The organism is Amycolatopsis taiwanensis DSM 45107 (assembly GCF_000519205.1).
GTDB lineage: Bacteria > Actinomycetota > Actinomycetes > Mycobacteriales > Pseudonocardiaceae > Amycolatopsis_E > Amycolatopsis_E taiwanensis.
This window is the reverse complement of the sequence record NZ_KI912599.1, coordinates 126,333-141,469: the sequence shown is the minus strand read 5'-3', so window position 1 is coordinate 141,469 and position 15,137 is coordinate 126,333. Positions and strand designations below refer to the sequence as shown.

The following is a 15,137-nucleotide window of genomic DNA, read 5'->3' as shown; positions in this document are numbered from 1 at the left end:
AAACCCCGTGTCATCGAAGAAACGGCACGGTTTCATCACCGCGCCGCCGTGCGCCCATCACGTTTTCCAGGTGGCCGTGCCGCACGGACAATGCAAGGCTGGGAACATGCCCGGTTACGACGGTATGGGCAAAATCGGAGCGCCTTCGCTAAGAGGCACGCTCTCCCATCTGAGGCTGCGCGAACTGCTCCGGGAAGTCCAGGACCGCATCGAGCAGATGATCGACTCCCGGGACCAGATCGACGGGCTGCTCGAAGCCATGCTCGCGGTCGCGTCCGGGCTCGAACTGGACACCACCCTGCGCCGGATCGTGCACGCCGCGATCGAGTTGGTCGACTGCCGCTACGGCGCGGTCGGCGTGCTCAACGCCGACGGCAAGGGCCTGGCCGAATTCGTCTACGAGGGCATCGATGAGCGGACCCGGCGCGAGATCGGTAACCTGCCCGAGGGGCACGGCCTGCTCGGGCTGCTGATCCGGGAGCCGAAACCGATCCGCGTCGACAACCTCTCGCAGCACGCGGCCTCGTCGGGCTTCCCGCCGCGCCACCCTCCGATGCGTACCTTCCTTGGCGTGCCCGTCATGGTGCGGGACAAGGCGTTCGGCAACCTTTACCTCACCGAGAAGGCCGGCGGGCAGCCGTTCACCGAGGACGACGAGGTCGTGGTGCAGGCGCTGGCCGCCGGGGCCGGGATCGCGGTGGAAAACGCGTGGCTGTACGAAGAGGCCAGGTTGCGCCAGCACTGGCAGGAAGCGACCAGCGAGATCCGCGCCGAGTTGCTGGCCGCCGCCGACCCGGCCGAGGTGCTGCACCTGGTCGCCAACCGCGCGCTGGCCCTGACCGGCGCCGACCACGCGTTCCTGGCCCAGCCCGAGGACCCGGAGCTGCCCGCGTCCGACGTCACCGCCCTGGTGATCACGGCCGACGCGGGGCTGAACGGGGCGCTGACGGGACGGCGGATCCCGGTCGCCGGCACGCTCACCGGCGCCGCGTTCGCCGACGCCACGCCCCAGCGGGTGATCGTTGCCGGCAACGATCTCGGCCTGGGACCGGACACGGAGTTCGGGCCGGCGCTGCTGCTGCCGCTGCGCGTGTCCGCGCAGTCGGTTTCCGGTGTGCTGGTCGCCGTGCGCCACGCCGGCGCCACCCCGTTCGACGCCGGGCAGCTGCCGCTGGCCGCGTCGTTCGCCGACCAGGCCGCGCTGGCCCTGCAGCTGGCGGCCGGCAAGCGGCAGCTCCACGAGATGGACGTGCTGGCCGACCGCGACCGGATCGCGCGGGACCTCCACGACCACGTCATCCAGCGCCTGTTCACCCTGGGCCTCGGTTTGCAGAGCACCGCGATGCGCAGCCACTCCCCGGAAACCCGCCGCCGGATCACCGAGGCGGTCGAGGACGTGGAGAACATCATCGCCGACATCCGCACCGCGATCTTCGACCTGCACGGCGGCCTGGCCGGCACCGGAAACCTCCGCAAGCGGCTCAACGACATCATCGCCGAACTCACCACGGACAGCGACGTACACACCACGGTCCGGATGTCCGGCGCGCTCGGCGTGGTCTGTCCCGAACTGGCCGACCATGCCGAGGCGGTGGTGCGTGAGTCGGTCAGCAACGTGGTCCGGCACGCGCATGCCAGCGCTGTCGCCGTCACCATTTCCGTCGAAGACGATCTCACCATCGACGTGACCGACAACGGCATCGGCATCCCCGAAGGCGTCGCGACCAGCGGGTTGCACAACCTGCGGGAGCGCGCCAAGCAGGCCGGCGGGACCATGCGGGTGGACCGGCTGCCCGACGGCGGCACCCGGGTGTTGTGGCGAGCGCCGGTGAGCTGAGCTTCAGGGATCCGAAAGCAGCGGGCCGAGCGGGCCGAGGTCGATGTTGAGATCCTGCCGGGTGAGTTCGAAATGCTCGCAGAGTTCGCCCATGCGCTCTTCCAGGCGCATCAACGTCAACCCAACGGCTTCGATCTGCTCGTCGGTCAGGTCGCCGTGGTCCACCCGGCGCAGGGCCTGCTTCTCCATCAGCTGCCGCAGCAGTTCCACGACAGTCAGCACGAGGCTGACCAGGCTGCGTTCGGCCGTCTCCGGGTCGGTGTCGAGACGGCGGACGGATCGGGTACCTGCCGGCGGTGGGTTCGAGGACTCACCTTGGCCAGGGCTCTGATCATGATTAGGGAACGGGTTCTCGCTCATGGTTCCGGCGGGGGTAGCAGGGCGCTGACCGAGGACAGCAGGGTGCGCAACGAGATGTGGACCAGGTCCACGTCGGCGATCGACAGGGTCAGCTCGCCGCTGACCACGACCCCGCCGGCCAGCACCCGGTCGAGCACGTCGACCAGCGCCACGTTCCGGTCCAGCGCACCGGAGGTGTCCACAGTGTCCAGTCGATCCACACTCGCATCCGCGGGATACCCGATGTCCCTTGCGGACACTACTGGTGGTCGTGGCTCACTCATCGTTGTCCTCCAATTCTGAGAACGAGTACGGCGGCCATGGGCCGGTCAACTGGAGACGGACCGACTCGTGCTCGGAGTCCAGCACCGCCACGGCCCGCGTGAACTCCCGTTCCGCTGCGCTGTCCACGAGATATGCGGCGTTGAGGATCATCGGCGACTGGGCGCCGGAGAGCTGCTGGCTCTGCGGGCGATGCCGCCGGGCGTCCACGGCACGCTCGGCGAGCACGGCGTAAATGTGGCCGGCCTCTTCCGCGGCGAGTTGCTCGTGGCGTTGGCGCGTCTGGTGTTGCTCGCGCTTACGCTTGAGGTACGCGGCGCCCGCGCCCGGACGCGAGGGACCACCACTCGTCGCCGCCGGTTGTCGTTCCGGCTCACGCTCCAGCAGCGCCTTGACGCCCCATTCCCGCCGCCCGGCGACTCGCCCGAGCGTACGTTCGAAATCGGCCGCCCGCTTGCGCAGCACCTGCTCCACCCGCTCGTCGTCGAGGTAGACGGTGGCCAGCCGGAGGGGCACGGCCGGGCCCGCGCGGGCGACGGCGTCCACCACGTTGTCGTGCGCGCGGGCGACCCTGGCGAGCCAGTCGAGGTCCTCCAGGTTGCGCCGCAGCGCCTCGTCCCCGAAGGAACTCAACGGCACCGAACCGACCACCGCGACGAGCCCGCCGGCTTCGACGGTGCGCAGCGGCTCTTCGGCCACTCCGGTCAGCGGAGGCAGGCCGCCGCGGCCCAGGTCGCCGGCGACGGCATACAGCCAGGTGCCCTGCTCGTCACTCATCACCGCCACCCTCGATCCGCTGCCGCGGGGCCTGTTCCCCTTCCAGTTCGGCGACGCGGGCGCGCAGCTTCTCGTTCTCGAGCCGGAGCTTGTCCCCGTCGCCCGTCAGCCAGGGATCGTTCTCCCACCAGTTGATGCCGACCTCCCTGGCGGTCTCCAGTGAGGCGATGACGAGCCGGAGCTTGATGGTGAGCAGTTCGATGTCGAGCAGGTTGACCTGGATGTCACCGGCGATGACCAGCCCCTTGTCGAGGACTCTCTCCAGGATGTCGCCCAGGTTCGCGGGCTGGTGACCGCCGCCGGTCAGCGCCCCGCTCCGGCCGGAGTTGGCGGGTTGGATCGAAGACATCTCAGCGCGAACCCCCATACCCCTGGCCGCGGCCGTAGCGCCGGGTCCGGCGGTAGGCCAGCAGCGTTCCCTCGAAGTCGAGTTCCACCTCGTAGAGGCCCAGCATGTCCGCCGAGGACGGGATGCGCTGCTCCTCGACGACCTCGACCTCGACCAGCCAGCCGTCCTCGATCGGCTCGACCGAGGTGGCGCCCAGGGCGGTCTTGCCGGTCAGCTCCCGAACCTCGTCCACCGCCATCCGGCCGATGTCCGACGCGGACCGCTGCCGGTCCTCCGGCGGCGGTGGTTCGCGTTCCACCGGGCTTCGCGGTTTCGCGGCCGCCATCTGGGATCACCTTTCGTTCGCGTTTTCTAGGCGCTTGGAAGCGAACCGGGGCCGATCATTCGCGCCAGCACCTCCGCCTGCGCCTGCTCTTCCTCCTCGGCGGAGATCTCGCCGGCTTCGCGTGCCCGCTCGATCCGTTCCAGCTCCCGCCGCACGGACGCCGGGTCGTGCAGTTCGCGTTCTACCTGCTCCTGGATCACCTCGCCCAGCTTGATCGTCGCCCGCACAGGCGCGAGCGGCAGCAGGAGAATTTCGCTCAGCAAGCCCATTTCACTTACGTCCCGGTCCTCGTCACGACGAAGTCGTAGGGCGCCAGGGGGCCCAGCAAGCGCACCCCGACCCGGCCTTCCCACTCCCTCGCCAACTGATCCACCGCGGCCTCGAGGTCGGCCTGCTTCGCGATCTCGGTCAGGCACGCGATGTTGAACGCGTCCTCCTCATGAGTCGGCTCCCGGACGTTGATCAGCACGCCCTGTTCCGTGAGCACGCGCGCCATCGTGTCGGTGTCAATCTGGCGTTTGGCCGCGATCGCGTTGCTGATGTGCTCGCCGAGCGCGATCCGCTCGTTACGCGTGGCGTCCTCCGGCTTGTCGCGGATCGCTTCCCGCAACCGGACCAACGCCGGGTTCTCGTCGAGGATCTCGTTGAGTATCGCGCCTTCGTCGTACCGTCCCTTGAGGACGTACTCGGCCTTGCCCTCCAACTCGTGCAGCGCCTCGGCGAACTCGTCCTCGTGCTCGGCCAACAGCTCGTCGATCACCGCCTGCTCGTCGGTGAGCACCGCGCCGAACCGCATCGGCAGCACCGGGCAGGCAACCGACGCGCCGTCGAGGAGGGCGGAGTGCGCGGTGAGATCCCGCGGCCGGCCCAGCGGCTTGCCCGGATCGATCGGGCTGACCAGCGCCGATATCCTGCCGTGCCGCACGGTTTTCACCTCGGCCGGTGGGTCGCCGACGCCGCGGGCACCGGGTTCGATCTCGACGTCGGCGGGCACGATTCCGTACACGTACATGGCGTTTTCCGTCATCTCGCCTCACCTGTCCGTCCGGGCCTCATCGGTGATGAAGTCGCGCAGCTTTTCCCCAGCCGCTTCGAGCGCGCCCTTGGTCTTGGACTTCGCGCCGCCGGACTGTACGTCCTCCAGCAGGTCGGGCAGCCCCTTCTTCTCGCTGTCGGAGATTTCGAGGCGGTTGACCGCCTGGGCGAACCGCAGATAGGTGTCCACGCTCGCGATGACCACGCGGGCGTCGATCGTCAGCAACTCGATACCGACCAGCGACACGCGGACATAGGCGTCGATGACCAGTCCCTTGTCCAGGATCGTGTCGATCACGTCGGCCAGGCCGGTGGGACTCGGGCGGTCGAGCCCACCGCCGCCACCACCGGCCGGTTGAATCGCTGTTGTCATCCGTTGCTCCCTCGCTCTCTGCCGGCCGTTCCCGCGCCCACTGGCTCGCCGCGGGGCTCCGGCACGCCGCCTTCCGGGGACTCACCGCGGCCTGCGGCTTCTTCCGCGGCTTCTTCCCCGGCCTCTTCTTCCGTTTCTGCTCCGGCTCGGCCGGTGTCCTCTTCGGACCGGCCGTCGACGACCTCGCCGTCGCGGATCTCGCCGTGCCAGCCTTCGATCTCGTCGGGGTGCAACAACGCGTACGTCATCGCGTGCCGCCTGAAGTGCTTGAGCTCCAGCCGTACCCGGCGTCCCTGGGCCCGCCAGATGTTGCCGGTCCTCTCCACGAACCCCTTGGGGTGGTACTCGAGCACCAACATGATCCGCGTCAGATCCGGGCTCAGCTCGTGGAAACTGACCGCACCGTCGACATAACCCTTGTCCCCCTTGGACCGCCAGATGATGTGCTCCTCGGGCACCTGCTCGACGATGTCCGATTCCCACGCCCGGTGCGACCACCAGATCTGCGCCTTCCAGCGCAGGTTCTCGTCGCTGACCTGCTCGACGTTCTCGACCTTCTTCATGAAGGTGGGGAAGTCGGTGAACCGGGTCCACAGGTCGTAGGCGAGATCCACCGGCACACCGACGTCGATCTCCTCGACGATGTTGGTCACCTTGAGCTGATTGGTCTTGCTTCTGCCGCCCTTGCCGCCGAGCAGCCCGCCCGCGAGGCCGGACACCTGGTCCTTCACCTTGTCCGTCACACCGGACAGGCCGCCCTTCACCGCGCCGAGCATCGCCTTGCCCTTGATCCCGCCCCCGCCGCCGGTCAGCGCGCTCAGCAGGCCGCCGTCGCCGCCGCCCTCGGCGAACTCCGTCAGCCGCCCGGACGCCGAAGTGACCTTCCCGACCAGCGCGTTGGCGCCACGCGCCACAAGGGTCTCGACCAGCTTCCGCAACGCCTCGCTGAGCTGGTCCGACGGCACCACCTTCGACACCGCCTGGCCGGCCTGCCCCGGCAGGTCGCCTACCGCTTCCTCGACCCGCTGCGGCGCCTGGCCGACCGCGTCCTTGACCTGTTTGGCGACCATCGTGCTCACCTCCTGGTTCGCCGCACCGGCGTCCGGCCGGTGCCCGTCCCGGCCCGGGTCGCGCGGCGCCGCGCGGGCTCTTCATCGGCGGGCTGCTCCGCCTGCCGACGCCGGGACGTGGTGCGCGTGGACGTACCGCGGTGCGCGGTAGGCCGTGCGGGCGCTTCTTCCCTGCCCTGCTCCGGAACTTCCGCTTCGCTCTCTTCGCCCCGCGCTTGTTCTTCCTCGCCTTCGCCGGCCGCCTCGCCGCGGGCCCCGCCCTCTTCAGGCTCCTCCTCCGGTCTCTCCTCGGCGGACTCGGGTTTCGGGCCGGGCTTCGGTACCGCCTGCCCGGCTTCCTTGACCACCCGACCGGGCTCGACGGCGGCTCCGAGCCGCTCGCTCAGCGCGTCGATCCGGCTGCTGGCCGCGGTGATCGCGGCCGCCTTGGCGGCATCGACCAGTTCACCGCGCGCCACTTCGGTCAGCTTGCCCAGCTCCGCCGATTCGGCGAGCTGTTTCAGGCCGCGCTGCACCATCTTGCGCGGCGAGGTGGTGCCGGTCGCACCGGCCGCGGCGATCATCAGCGCCAGCTTCATCTTGCGCGTCCGCCCCAGCAGGTATCCGGCCCCCATCCCCAGCGCGATCCGTCCGCCAGCTTTCATGTCTTCCTCCTGACGCAATCGCATTCGGCTCGCTCCGGATGCGTGCTGCCGTGCTACCCCGTTGGGGAAACGGCGAAACCAGGCCAGGGAAATCGGAATGTGGAATTCCCGCCGAGTGGTCCACGCGGCTGAACTCTGGGTGCGCGAAATGGAGCAGACAGTGAGAAATCGACGTTCCGCGCTCAGCTCTGCTTGCGCGGATGGCGCGAAACCGGCTGGGCAGACGCGGCCGCTCGTCGGTCGTGAGAGATCGCCGGTTGTGAGAAAGTGCTACCCCGGCAAAGCTTTCCGCGCACCACCGGCCCGGCTGTGGCTGAGATGCGGGCGGTGGTCCGAGGCCTGGGGGGAGGAACCTCGGACCACCGCCCGCTGGTGGCGGTGACGGCAATGAGGGGGAGGGGTCACCGCCAGTCGGTGGGTACTCACGGGATCATTGTCGGGAGGTGCGGGATCTCCTTGTGGCCTATGCCGGGCGGCGTCGTCTCGTTGTGGTCCATCTCGGGCGACGCCGAACGGGTGGGCAGCAGGCTGGTGCAGTAGTCGGCGACCCTGTCCTTACCGCCCGCGGCCGTGATCAGCGCGGTGAAGGCGGGACTGTCCAATGCCTTGCCGTGCTCGGCGCCCGCGCCGCTGGTGTAGGCGCGGCAGAGCCCGTCGAGCGAGGGGTTGGGGTTGGGGTTGGGGTTGGGGTGCGCGGCGGCGGGCGGCGCGGCCTGCTCGCCGGCCCGCTCACCGGTGCGAGGTGCGCTGCTGGGCGGCGGCTCGGCGCTGGGCGGCTCGGCGCTGGGCGGCGGCTCGGCGCTGGCTCGGCTGAGCGTCGCCGCGGTCGTGGGTGCGGGTGGGGGGACGGTAGGACCGCTGCCGCCGGTAGCGGCGGCGACGGTGACCACGCCGCCCACGGTCACGGCCGCGGTCGCGGCGAAGGCCACCGCGGCCCTGGTCGTGACCAAGGTGGCCAGCACGGTCCTGATCATCCGTCGTCTTCCTGCCGGTCGTGGCTCGATGCGCGCGGAGTGCAACGCCGCGACCGCGGCTTCCTCCCCGGCCAGCTCACCCGGCCGGGCCGGAGCCGATGCCACGGCCAGCAGGGCATGCAACCCGGGCCCGCCCGCGGCCAGGTCACCACCCAGCACCCGTTCGGCTGCCCGCCGGTCCAGGCGCCGGCCATCACTCGCGCTCATCTCACTTCCCTCAGCGCCGCCGCTCCCAGATGTGTCACACCCCGTTCCCGACTCGGCTTCCCGGCGATGTTCGCGCTGGTCTCGGACGTACCCTGGGACAAGCGCCCGGCCAAGGTCCGCAACCCGCGATACGCCGCGGTACGCACCGCCCCCGCTCGCTTACCCAGCACCCGCCCGGCCGCGGTCGCGTCCAACCCCAGCACCACGCGTAGCAGCACCGCCTCCGCCTGATCGCGGGGCAACGACGCGATCAACTCCAGCGCGGCCTCGGTCCCCAGCGTCTCCATCGCCGACTCCCCCGCGTCCGGCCAGCCCGCCCAGTCCAGCCCGGCGTCCTCCACCGAGACCGCGCTCACCGGCCGCCGCCGCACCCGCCGTAGATGATCGAGCGCCCGATGCCGTCCGATCGTGGCGACCCAGCCACGAAACCCTTCCAGGTCACCGGAAAACCGCGCCACGTCCCGGGCGACCTGCAACCATGTCTCCGACGCCACGTCCTCGGCGTCTTCCCCTACCAGCACCCGCAGGTACCGCAGCAGACCCGGCGCCACCGAGCGGTACAGCACCCGGAACGCGCCCTCGTCCCCCGCGCACGCCGCCCGCACCAACTCGTCGCCGTCCTCACCCGGGTCCGACACAGCCACCTCACCCCCTCGTGAACCCCACCAAGACGGCGTCATCATGGTCCACACGCGCGCCGCACGGAAGCCCCAACGCCTTCGTCGACGTTCAACCACAAGGGCATTAAGTCAGTTAACTTTCCACGGATATGAGCCGGCGCCAGTGTCAGCCGGCTACGCGAACACACGTTCGCAGTCAGTTGCCGGTTTATTGCGCACGGCAATCCGGGCGCTTTTTCCATGTGGCGCCGTCCAGAATTGTGTTCGAAACCACTGTCGGAACCGGCGCCGCACTGCCAGGCCGGGACGATGGTCCAACCGTGCCCCGGCTGACCCACGGACCACGTAAGCTGCCCTTGTGCTGACCCGACCGACCCTCAGCTGGACGGCCACGGGCGAGCCCGCACCACGCACGACCAGCCTGGACGAGGTCACACGGGTCGTCAGCGGCGGTCGGGTCGTGGTCCTGTCCGGGGCCGGGCTGTCCACCGAATCCGGCATACCCGATTACCGAGGCCCAGCGGGCAGCCTCCGCCGGCACACGCCGATGACGTACCAGGAGTTCGTCAGCAGTGAGCAGGCCCGGCGCCGGTACTGGGCGCGCAGCCACCTCGGCTGGGCAATGGTCGCCCGCGCCGAGCCGAACGCGGGGCATCGCGCCGTCGCCGCGCTTCGCACACGGGGCCATCTGTCGGGAGTCATCACCCAGAACGTCGACGGTTTACACCAGGCCGTGGGCACCTCGGGTGTCGTGGAGTTGCACGGCAGGCTCAGCCGGGTCGTGTGCCTGGGTTGCGGGCGGAAGAGTTCGCGGGAGGAGCTGGATTCCCGGCTGCGAGCGGCCAACCCGGTGTTCGAGGGCTCCGCGAGCAGGGTCAACCCGGACGGCGACGTCGACCTCGCCGACGAGCAGGTCCGCGCGTTCCGGCTCGTCGACTGTTCCGCGTGCACAAGCGGGGTGCTGAAGCCGGATGTGGTGTTCTTCGGCGAAAACGTGCCACCGGCACGGGTTCAACGCTGTTACCGGCTTATCGACAATGCCCGCGCGCTGCTGGTCCTGGGCTCGTCGTTGACGGTCATGTCCGGCCTGCGGTTCGTCCGCCACGCGGCCAAGTCGGGCAAGCCGATCCTGATCATCAACCGTGGGGAAACCCGCGGCGATCGCTACGCGAACACCCTCGTCGATCTCCCCCTGGGCCAGGCACTGACCGACCTGGCCCGCCGCCTCGGCTGCTAGCCCGAACCCAGAACTCGCCCACCCGAACCCAGAACTCACCCACGAACCCAGAACTCACCCACGAACCCAGAACTCACCCACGAACCCAGAACTCACCCACGAACCCAGAACTCGCCCGCCTGAACCCAGAACTCACCCACCTGAACCCAGAACTCACCCTCCCCAACCGGGGACACGCCAGTACCCAGCGTGTCCCCGGCTCAGGCACCCGACTTCCCGGCTCAGGCACCCGAGTTCCCGGCCCAGCCGGGCGTGTCCCCGGCTCAGGCACCCGACTTCCCGGCCCAGGCACCCGACTTCCCGGCTCAGGCACCCGAGTTCCCGGCCCAGCCGGGCGTGTTCCCGGCTCAGGCACCCGAGATCCCGGTCCAGGCACCCGAGATCCCGGCCCAGGCACCCGAGTTCCCGGCCCAGGCACCCGAGTTCCCGGTCCGGGCACCTGAGTTCTGGCTTGGTGAACGCCTAGACCGAAGAGCGGATTACCCCGGCAACGTTCTGAGGCACGCCGCCAGGACCGTCTCACCTCCGCGCCAGTACGACGAACTCGTGTCCCGCGACGGGAACACGAAATCCTGAACCGGGAACTCAGCGGCCTGAACCGGGAACTCAACCTCCTGGAGCGGGAACTCAACCTCCTGAACCGGGGACACGGGGTCCTGGGGAGGGGACACGGGTGCTGGGACCGGGGGCACGGGAAGTTAGGGCACCATCCAGGAGAGGAAGGGGGTGGACTGGCCGAATACCAGTAGGCACATCACGGCCACGAACACCAGGCTCCACAGGAACACCCGCCGGAACAGGTCGCCCTCACGCCCGGACAGCCCGACCGCCGCCGCGGCGATCGCCAGGTTCTGCGGACTGATCATCTTGCCGAGCACGCCACCCGACGAGTTCGCCGCGGCCAGCAGGGTGGCGCTCAACCCCGCCTTCTGCGCCGCGACCAGCTGCAGGGCGCCGAACAGCGAGTTCGACGAGGTATCAGAGCCGGTCACCGCCACGCCGAGCCAGCCGAGGATCGGCGAGATCAGCGCGAACACGCCGCCCGCCCCGGCCATCCAGGTACCAAGCGTCGCGGTCTGTCCGCTCGCGTTCATGACGTAGGCGAGCGCAAGCACCGCCATGACGGTCACGATCGCGGCGGCCAACTGCCGGTAGGTGGCGCCGTAGGCCCGCAGCGCCCGCATGGGGCGAATGCCGATCACCGGAATGGTGATCAGTCCGGCGATGATGAGCAGCGTGCCCGCCGCGTTCAGCCAGTCGAACTTGAACATGGACAAGGTGGACGGTTTGCCGCTGGACGACTCGATGTGCAGCCCCGGCCAGTTGAAGTTCTGCGTGACGGAGGTCAGCGCGTCCTTGATCGCCGGTACCTGGGCGAGCGCGAACACCGCGATGATGATCAGATACGGCGCGTACGCCCGGAAAACCTCGGCACCGCTGTCCCGCTGGGCCGGGCCGTTCCCAACACCAGCGCCCCCATTGCCAGTGTCCCCACCAGCGCCCCCGTCACCAGCGCCGCCGCCGCCCGACGGGCGCGGCAGAGTGGCCGTGGAAGCCGCGACCGCGCGGTGCTTGCCACCGTCGGCGCCCGCCGTCCCGAAGCCGGAGACCCCGCCGCCCTCGACGTACGACTCGACGGGACGCCACACGCGCAGGAACAGCACCATCGCCCCGGCGCTGAGCAGCGACGCGACAATGTCGGTGAGCGGCGCGCTCACGTAGTTCGACACCGCGAACTGGGCGATCGCGAAGACGACACCGCACACCAGCGCGCCCGGCCAGGTCTGCCGGATGCCGCGGACACCGTCGATGATGAACACCAGCGCGATCGGTACGAACACGCCCAGGATCGGGGTCTGCCGCCCGACCATGGCGGAGAGGTCGCCCAGCGGCAGGCCGGTGACCGTGGCCAGGGTGGTGATCGGCACGGCGAGCGCGCCGAACGCGACCGGCGCGGTGTTGGCGACCAGCGCGACCACCGCGGCCTTCATCGGCTTGAAGCCCAGCGCGATGAGCATGACGCTCGTAATGGCGACCGGGGTGCCGAAGCCGGCGAGCGCCTCCAGCAGCGCACCGAAGGAGAACGCGATGATCACGCCCTGGATCCGCTGGTCGTCGCTTATCCTGGCGAAGGACCGCCGCAGCACGTCGAAGTGTCCGGTGTGGACGGTCATGTTGTAGATCCAGATCGCATTGATCACGATCCACAGGATCGGGAAGAAGCCGAACGCCGCGCCTTCGGTCGCCGCCAGCACCGCCGGCCCGGCCGGCATCGGGTAGACGAAGATCGCGACCACCAGCGCGACGGCCAGCGAGATCAGCGCGGCCAGCCAGGCGGTCATCCGCACGATGCCCAGCAGCACGAACAGCGCGATCAGCGGCAGGGCCGCCACGAGCGACGACCATGCCAGCGACCCCGCGACGGGATCGAGAATCTGTCTGTACATTTGTCACCTCGCCGTTGAGGAGTACCGATCAATTTCCGGAAATTACCCGTCCGACACCTTCCGCCGCCAGGCCACGAATCGATGCGTCGAGCACCTCCACGGTGTGCGCGAGCCGGATTTCCCCGCCCTGCCCCTCGATCGAGGCGGCCACCTGCATCAGGCAGCCCGGGTTCGCCGTGACCAGCAGGGACGCGCCAGTGGCGAGGACGTTGTGGGCCTTTCGGTCCCCGAGCTCCCGGCCGGCCTCCGGCTGCAGGATGTTGTAGATTCCCGCGGAGCCGCAACACAGTTCGCTTTCGGCGATTTCGCGCAAGTTCAGTTCGGGAATATCCCGCAACAGGGCACGCGGTTGCGCGCGAACACCCTGCGCGTGCGCGAGATGGCACGCGTCGTGGTAGGCGATCGTGACCGGCAACGGATGCCGGATGGCCATCGACGGATATTCCACCAGGATTTCGGACACGTCGCGAACTCGTGACGCGAAATCCTGGGCCTTGCGGGCATAGGCCGGATCGTCGGCGAGCAGATCGCTGTACTCCTTCATGGCCGAGCCGCATCCCGCGGCGTTGACCACCACCCACTCCACCCCGGTGGCCTCGAAGGTGTCGATGAGCTCGCGGGCGAACGACTGCGCCTCGGCTTCGCGACCGTTGTGTGTGGACAGTGCCCCGCAGCAGCCCTGGCGGCTCGGAGCGATGACGTCGAACCCCTCGGCGGCCAGCACTCGCGCGGTGGCCGCGTTGACGCCGGGGAAGAACTCGCGCTGCACGCAGCCCAGCAGCATCCCGACAGTGCCGCGCTTGCGGCCCTTCGCCGGGACCCGCTCCGGCACGCGCACGTACCGCTCGATCGGCGGAGCAAGCGTTTCCAGCGCGGCCAGGGCCGGGAACACCTTGCGCAGCAACCCGGACCGGCGCAGCAGCCGGTTCAAGCCGGTCGCCTGGTAGGCGCGAAGCGGTCCGCGCAGGGCGTGCAGGCGTTTGGGGTAAGGGAAAACGCTGAAGATGGCCCGGCGCAATGCCCGGTCCCGCGGGCCGCGGTCGAAACGGCGCTCAACCTGCGCGCGGGTGGCCTCGATCAGCTTGTGGTACTGGACGCCCGACGGGCACGCGGTCACGCATGCCATGCAGCCCAGGCAGGCGTCGAAGTGCTGCACCATCTCGGAGGTCATCGGCTCGCCTTCGAGCCCGAGCCCCATCAGATAGATCCGCCCACGCGGCGAATCCATCTCCTCGCCCCACAGCGCGTAGGTGGGGCAGGTCGGCAGGCAGAACCCGCAGTGCACACAGTCGGAGACGAGCTCGGCCGCGGGCGGGTGGTGGTGGTCGAACGCGGGCTCAGACATCTAGATCCCTCCGGCAAAACGACCGGGCGCGAGCCGATGCTCCGGGTCGAACTGATCCTTGACGCGACGCATCAGGGCCAGCCCCCGCACCGGGCCCCACACGTCGACGCTTGACTTGACCGCCGGTGGCGCGTCGAGCACGACGACGTCCCCTCCCCACGCGGATGATTGGTCACGCAAATCCTCGACCAGTGCACCGACGGCATGCGGCTCGGCGGCGCCGGGCACACCGGCGTGCACCACCCCGACTCCCACGGAACCCCGTAGCGCCACGCTCAGGCCGTGGCGCGCCGCGGCTTCGTCGAGTGCGTCGAGCAGTTTGGGCAGTCCGGCGATCTCGTGAGTGAGTCGCATCGCGACATCCCCGCTCCCCCACGGCGCCCGGCCCCACCAGTCCGGCGCGCTGTCGCGCACTTCCGTGCTTTCGCCGAGGAGTTCGACCAACTTGCCGACGCGGCCGGTGACGCCGGCCGGGATGCCCTCGATGGAGGCCGCGAGGGTCGCGACCTCGCCCGGTGCGCGGTCGAGTTCGAGCCCGGCCGGCACCACCTGCGAATGCACGACGCGCCGCACCAGGTCGTACGCTTCGGCCGCCGAGCCGGCCCGCCGCACCACCCAGCGGGCCGTGACCGGCAACGGGTGCAGCCGGAACACGGCCTCGGTGACCAGGCCCAGCGTGCCCCAGGAACCGGTGAGCACCTTGCCCAGGTCGTAGCCGGCGACGTTCTTCACGACCTTCCCGCCGGCCCTCGCGACCACGCCGTCGGCCCGCACCATGGTCACGCCGATGAGCAGGTCCCGCACCGCGCCGTGGGAAAGCCGGAGCGGGCCGGACGCCGCGGTCGCGATCAGGCCGCCGACCGTGCCGCCGTGCGTGCCGCCGGGCGGCAGCACCGGGTCGATCGCGAGCCGCTGCCCGGCCCGGGCCAGGTGCTCGTGCAACGTGTCGAGCCGCACGCCCGCCTCCGCGTGGACGACCAGGTCGCCCGCGCGATGTTCGACGATCCGGTCCATGCGGGCGGTGTCGACGACGAGATCGGCCCGCGACGGCGGCGCGCCCCAGGAGAGCCTGCTCCCGGTTCCACGCGCGATCACGGCGAGCCCGTGCTCGGCGGCGACCCGGAGCGTGGCCGCGGTTTCCTCGGTGCCGCAAGGCGATGCGACGTACGAGGGCGCCACCCCGTCGACGTCGTCCCCGGGACCGGCGGGCCGCGCTTCATCGGCGGTAGCGGCGCGCAACGCGTCGAGTATTCCCTTGTCCACTTCACTCATGTTG

18 protein-coding genes are annotated in these 15,137 nt (G+C 69.8%); 3 read left to right on the top strand and 15 right to left on the bottom strand.

Translation table 11 applies throughout. From position 1 onward, the window contains the following. The first annotated feature begins 106 nt into the window (after nt 1-106). Complete coding sequence (locus tag A3CU_RS0138245; RefSeq protein WP_211246619.1) at nt 107-1,837, top strand: GAF domain-containing sensor histidine kinase; 1,731 nt, start codon at nt 107-109, stop codon at nt 1,835-1,837. A 3-nt stretch (nt 1,838-1,840) separates the two neighbouring features. Here the strand turns inward: A3CU_RS0138245 and A3CU_RS55315 are convergent, their stop codons facing one another. The 12 genes from A3CU_RS55315 to A3CU_RS48700 all read right to left on the bottom strand — a co-directional run bounded on the left by A3CU_RS55315 (nt 1,841) and on the right by A3CU_RS48700 (nt 8,856). Beyond that, nucleotides 1,841-2,197, bottom strand: coding sequence for a gas vesicle protein K (locus tag A3CU_RS55315; RefSeq protein WP_084144166.1), 357 nt, complete (start codon nt 2,195-2,197; stop codon nt 1,841-1,843). Then, a complete protein-coding gene (locus A3CU_RS0138235; protein WP_084144165.1) occupies nt 2,194-2,460 on the bottom strand; it encodes a gas vesicle protein in 267 nt (88 codons plus the stop codon). The genes A3CU_RS55315 and A3CU_RS0138235 overlap by 4 nt, the downstream gene beginning before the upstream one ends. Next, nucleotides 2,453-3,235, bottom strand: coding sequence for a GvpL/GvpF family gas vesicle protein (locus tag A3CU_RS0138230; RefSeq protein WP_027946685.1), 783 nt, complete (start codon nt 3,233-3,235; stop codon nt 2,453-2,455). Before A3CU_RS0138230 ends, A3CU_RS0138235 begins: the two co-directional genes overlap by 8 nt. Then, nucleotides 3,228-3,584, bottom strand: coding sequence for a gas vesicle protein (locus A3CU_RS48715; RefSeq protein WP_043843942.1), 357 nt, complete (start codon nt 3,582-3,584; stop codon nt 3,228-3,230). Before A3CU_RS48715 ends, A3CU_RS0138230 begins: the two co-directional genes overlap by 8 nt. A gap of 1 nt (nt 3,585) precedes the next feature. Further along, nucleotides 3,586-3,909, bottom strand: coding sequence for a gas vesicle protein GvpO (gene gvpO, locus A3CU_RS0138220; protein WP_084144164.1), 324 nt, complete (start codon nt 3,907-3,909; stop codon nt 3,586-3,588). 26 nt (nt 3,910-3,935) lie between these two features. Further along, a complete protein-coding gene (locus A3CU_RS0138215) occupies nt 3,936-4,178 on the bottom strand; it encodes a gas vesicle protein GvpG (protein ID WP_027946683.1) in 243 nt (80 codons plus the stop codon). Between the two features lie 5 nt (nt 4,179-4,183). Then, nucleotides 4,184-4,936, bottom strand: coding sequence for a GvpL/GvpF family gas vesicle protein (locus A3CU_RS0138210; protein WP_027946682.1), 753 nt, complete (start codon nt 4,934-4,936; stop codon nt 4,184-4,186). Nucleotides 4,937-4,942: 6 nt separating this feature from the next. Then, entirely contained in the window at nt 4,943-5,317 is a 375-nt protein-coding gene (gene gvpJ, locus A3CU_RS0138205) for a gas vesicle protein GvpJ (RefSeq protein ID WP_027946681.1), read from the bottom strand. Beyond that, the gene (locus tag A3CU_RS48710) at nt 5,314-6,387 is read right to left on the bottom strand and encodes an SRPBCC family protein (protein ID WP_043844003.1); all 1,074 of its coding nucleotides are present in this window, start codon (nt 6,385-6,387) and stop codon (nt 5,314-5,316) included. The genes gvpJ and A3CU_RS48710 overlap by 4 nt, the downstream gene beginning before the upstream one ends. A gap of 5 nt (nt 6,388-6,392) precedes the next feature. Beyond that, complete coding sequence (locus A3CU_RS0138195) at nt 6,393-7,031, bottom strand: hypothetical protein (RefSeq protein ID WP_027946680.1); 639 nt, start codon at nt 7,029-7,031, stop codon at nt 6,393-6,395. Nucleotides 7,032-7,453: 422 nt separating this feature from the next. After that, nucleotides 7,454-8,212, bottom strand: coding sequence for a hypothetical protein (locus A3CU_RS48705; RefSeq protein WP_052372870.1), 759 nt, complete (start codon nt 8,210-8,212; stop codon nt 7,454-7,456). Continuing rightward, nucleotides 8,209-8,856, bottom strand: coding sequence for an RNA polymerase sigma factor (locus A3CU_RS48700; RefSeq protein WP_211246618.1), 648 nt, complete (start codon nt 8,854-8,856; stop codon nt 8,209-8,211). The genes A3CU_RS48705 and A3CU_RS48700 overlap by 4 nt, the downstream gene beginning before the upstream one ends. A gap of 334 nt (nt 8,857-9,190) precedes the next feature. Between A3CU_RS48700 and A3CU_RS0138180 the strand changes: the two genes are divergently transcribed. After that, a complete protein-coding gene (locus A3CU_RS0138180) occupies nt 9,191-10,069 on the top strand; it encodes an NAD-dependent protein deacetylase (RefSeq protein ID WP_027946679.1) in 879 nt (292 codons plus the stop codon). Nucleotides 10,070-10,258: 189 nt separating this feature from the next. Then, nucleotides 10,259-10,645 carry a ribosomal eL19 family protein gene (locus A3CU_RS55310; protein ID WP_156960767.1) on the top strand — a complete coding sequence of 129 codons (387 nt, stop codon included), beginning with the start codon at nt 10,259-10,261 and terminating at the stop codon, nt 10,643-10,645. A 122-nt stretch (nt 10,646-10,767) separates the two neighbouring features. Here the strand turns inward: A3CU_RS55310 and A3CU_RS0138170 are convergent, their stop codons facing one another. The 3 genes from A3CU_RS0138170 to A3CU_RS0138160 are packed head-to-tail and all read right to left on the bottom strand — an operon-like array spanning nt 10,768 to nt 15,133. Continuing rightward, the gene (locus tag A3CU_RS0138170) at nt 10,768-12,516 is read right to left on the bottom strand and encodes an L-lactate permease (RefSeq protein WP_027946678.1); all 1,749 of its coding nucleotides are present in this window, start codon (nt 12,514-12,516) and stop codon (nt 10,768-10,770) included. Between the two features lie 28 nt (nt 12,517-12,544). Then, nucleotides 12,545-13,861 (bottom strand): glycolate oxidase subunit GlcF, encoded by a 1,317-nt coding sequence (gene glcF, locus A3CU_RS0138165; RefSeq protein WP_027946677.1) that lies wholly within the window; start codon nt 13,859-13,861, stop codon nt 12,545-12,547. Then, a complete protein-coding gene (locus A3CU_RS0138160) occupies nt 13,862-15,133 on the bottom strand; it encodes an FAD-binding oxidoreductase (RefSeq protein WP_027946676.1) in 1,272 nt (423 codons plus the stop codon). Between the last annotated feature and the right edge of the window lie 4 nt (nt 15,134-15,137).

Coding starts and splice junctions, on each gene's coding strand:
- A3CU_RS0138235 (WP_084144165.1), bottom strand. CDS start 2,460: ATGAGTGAGCCACGACCACCAGTAGTGTCCGCAAGGGACATCGGGTAT.
- A3CU_RS0138170 (WP_027946678.1), bottom strand. CDS start 12,516: ATGTACAGACAGATTCTCGATCCCGTCGCGGGGTCGCTGGCATGGTCG.
- gvpJ (WP_027946681.1), bottom strand. CDS start 5,317: ATGACAACAGCGATTCAACCGGCCGGTGGTGGCGGCGGTGGGCTCGAC.
- A3CU_RS48715 (WP_043843942.1), bottom strand. CDS start 3,584: ATGTCTTCGATCCAACCCGCCAACTCCGGCCGGAGCGGGGCGCTGACC.
- A3CU_RS0138160 (WP_027946676.1), bottom strand. CDS start 15,133: ATGAGTGAAGTGGACAAGGGAATACTCGACGCGTTGCGCGCCGCTACC.
- A3CU_RS0138245 (WP_211246619.1), top strand. CDS start 107: ATGCCCGGTTACGACGGTATGGGCAAAATCGGAGCGCCTTCGCTAAGA.
- A3CU_RS0138230 (WP_027946685.1), bottom strand. CDS start 3,235: ATGAGTGACGAGCAGGGCACCTGGCTGTATGCCGTCGCCGGCGACCTG.
- A3CU_RS0138195 (WP_027946680.1), bottom strand. CDS start 7,031: ATGAAAGCTGGCGGACGGATCGCGCTGGGGATGGGGGCCGGATACCTG.
- glcF (WP_027946677.1), bottom strand. CDS start 13,861: ATGTCTGAGCCCGCGTTCGACCACCACCACCCGCCCGCGGCCGAGCTC.
- A3CU_RS55315 (WP_084144166.1), bottom strand. CDS start 2,197: ATGAGCGAGAACCCGTTCCCTAATCATGATCAGAGCCCTGGCCAAGGT.
- A3CU_RS48705 (WP_052372870.1), bottom strand. CDS start 8,212: ATGAGCGCGAGTGATGGCCGGCGCCTGGACCGGCGGGCAGCCGAACGG.
- gvpO (WP_084144164.1), bottom strand. CDS start 3,909: ATGGCGGCCGCGAAACCGCGAAGCCCGGTGGAACGCGAACCACCGCCG.
- A3CU_RS0138210 (WP_027946682.1), bottom strand. CDS start 4,936: ATGACGGAAAACGCCATGTACGTGTACGGAATCGTGCCCGCCGACGTC.
- A3CU_RS0138215 (WP_027946683.1), bottom strand. CDS start 4,178: ATGGGCTTGCTGAGCGAAATTCTCCTGCTGCCGCTCGCGCCTGTGCGG.
- A3CU_RS48710 (WP_043844003.1), bottom strand. CDS start 6,387: ATGGTCGCCAAACAGGTCAAGGACGCGGTCGGCCAGGCGCCGCAGCGG.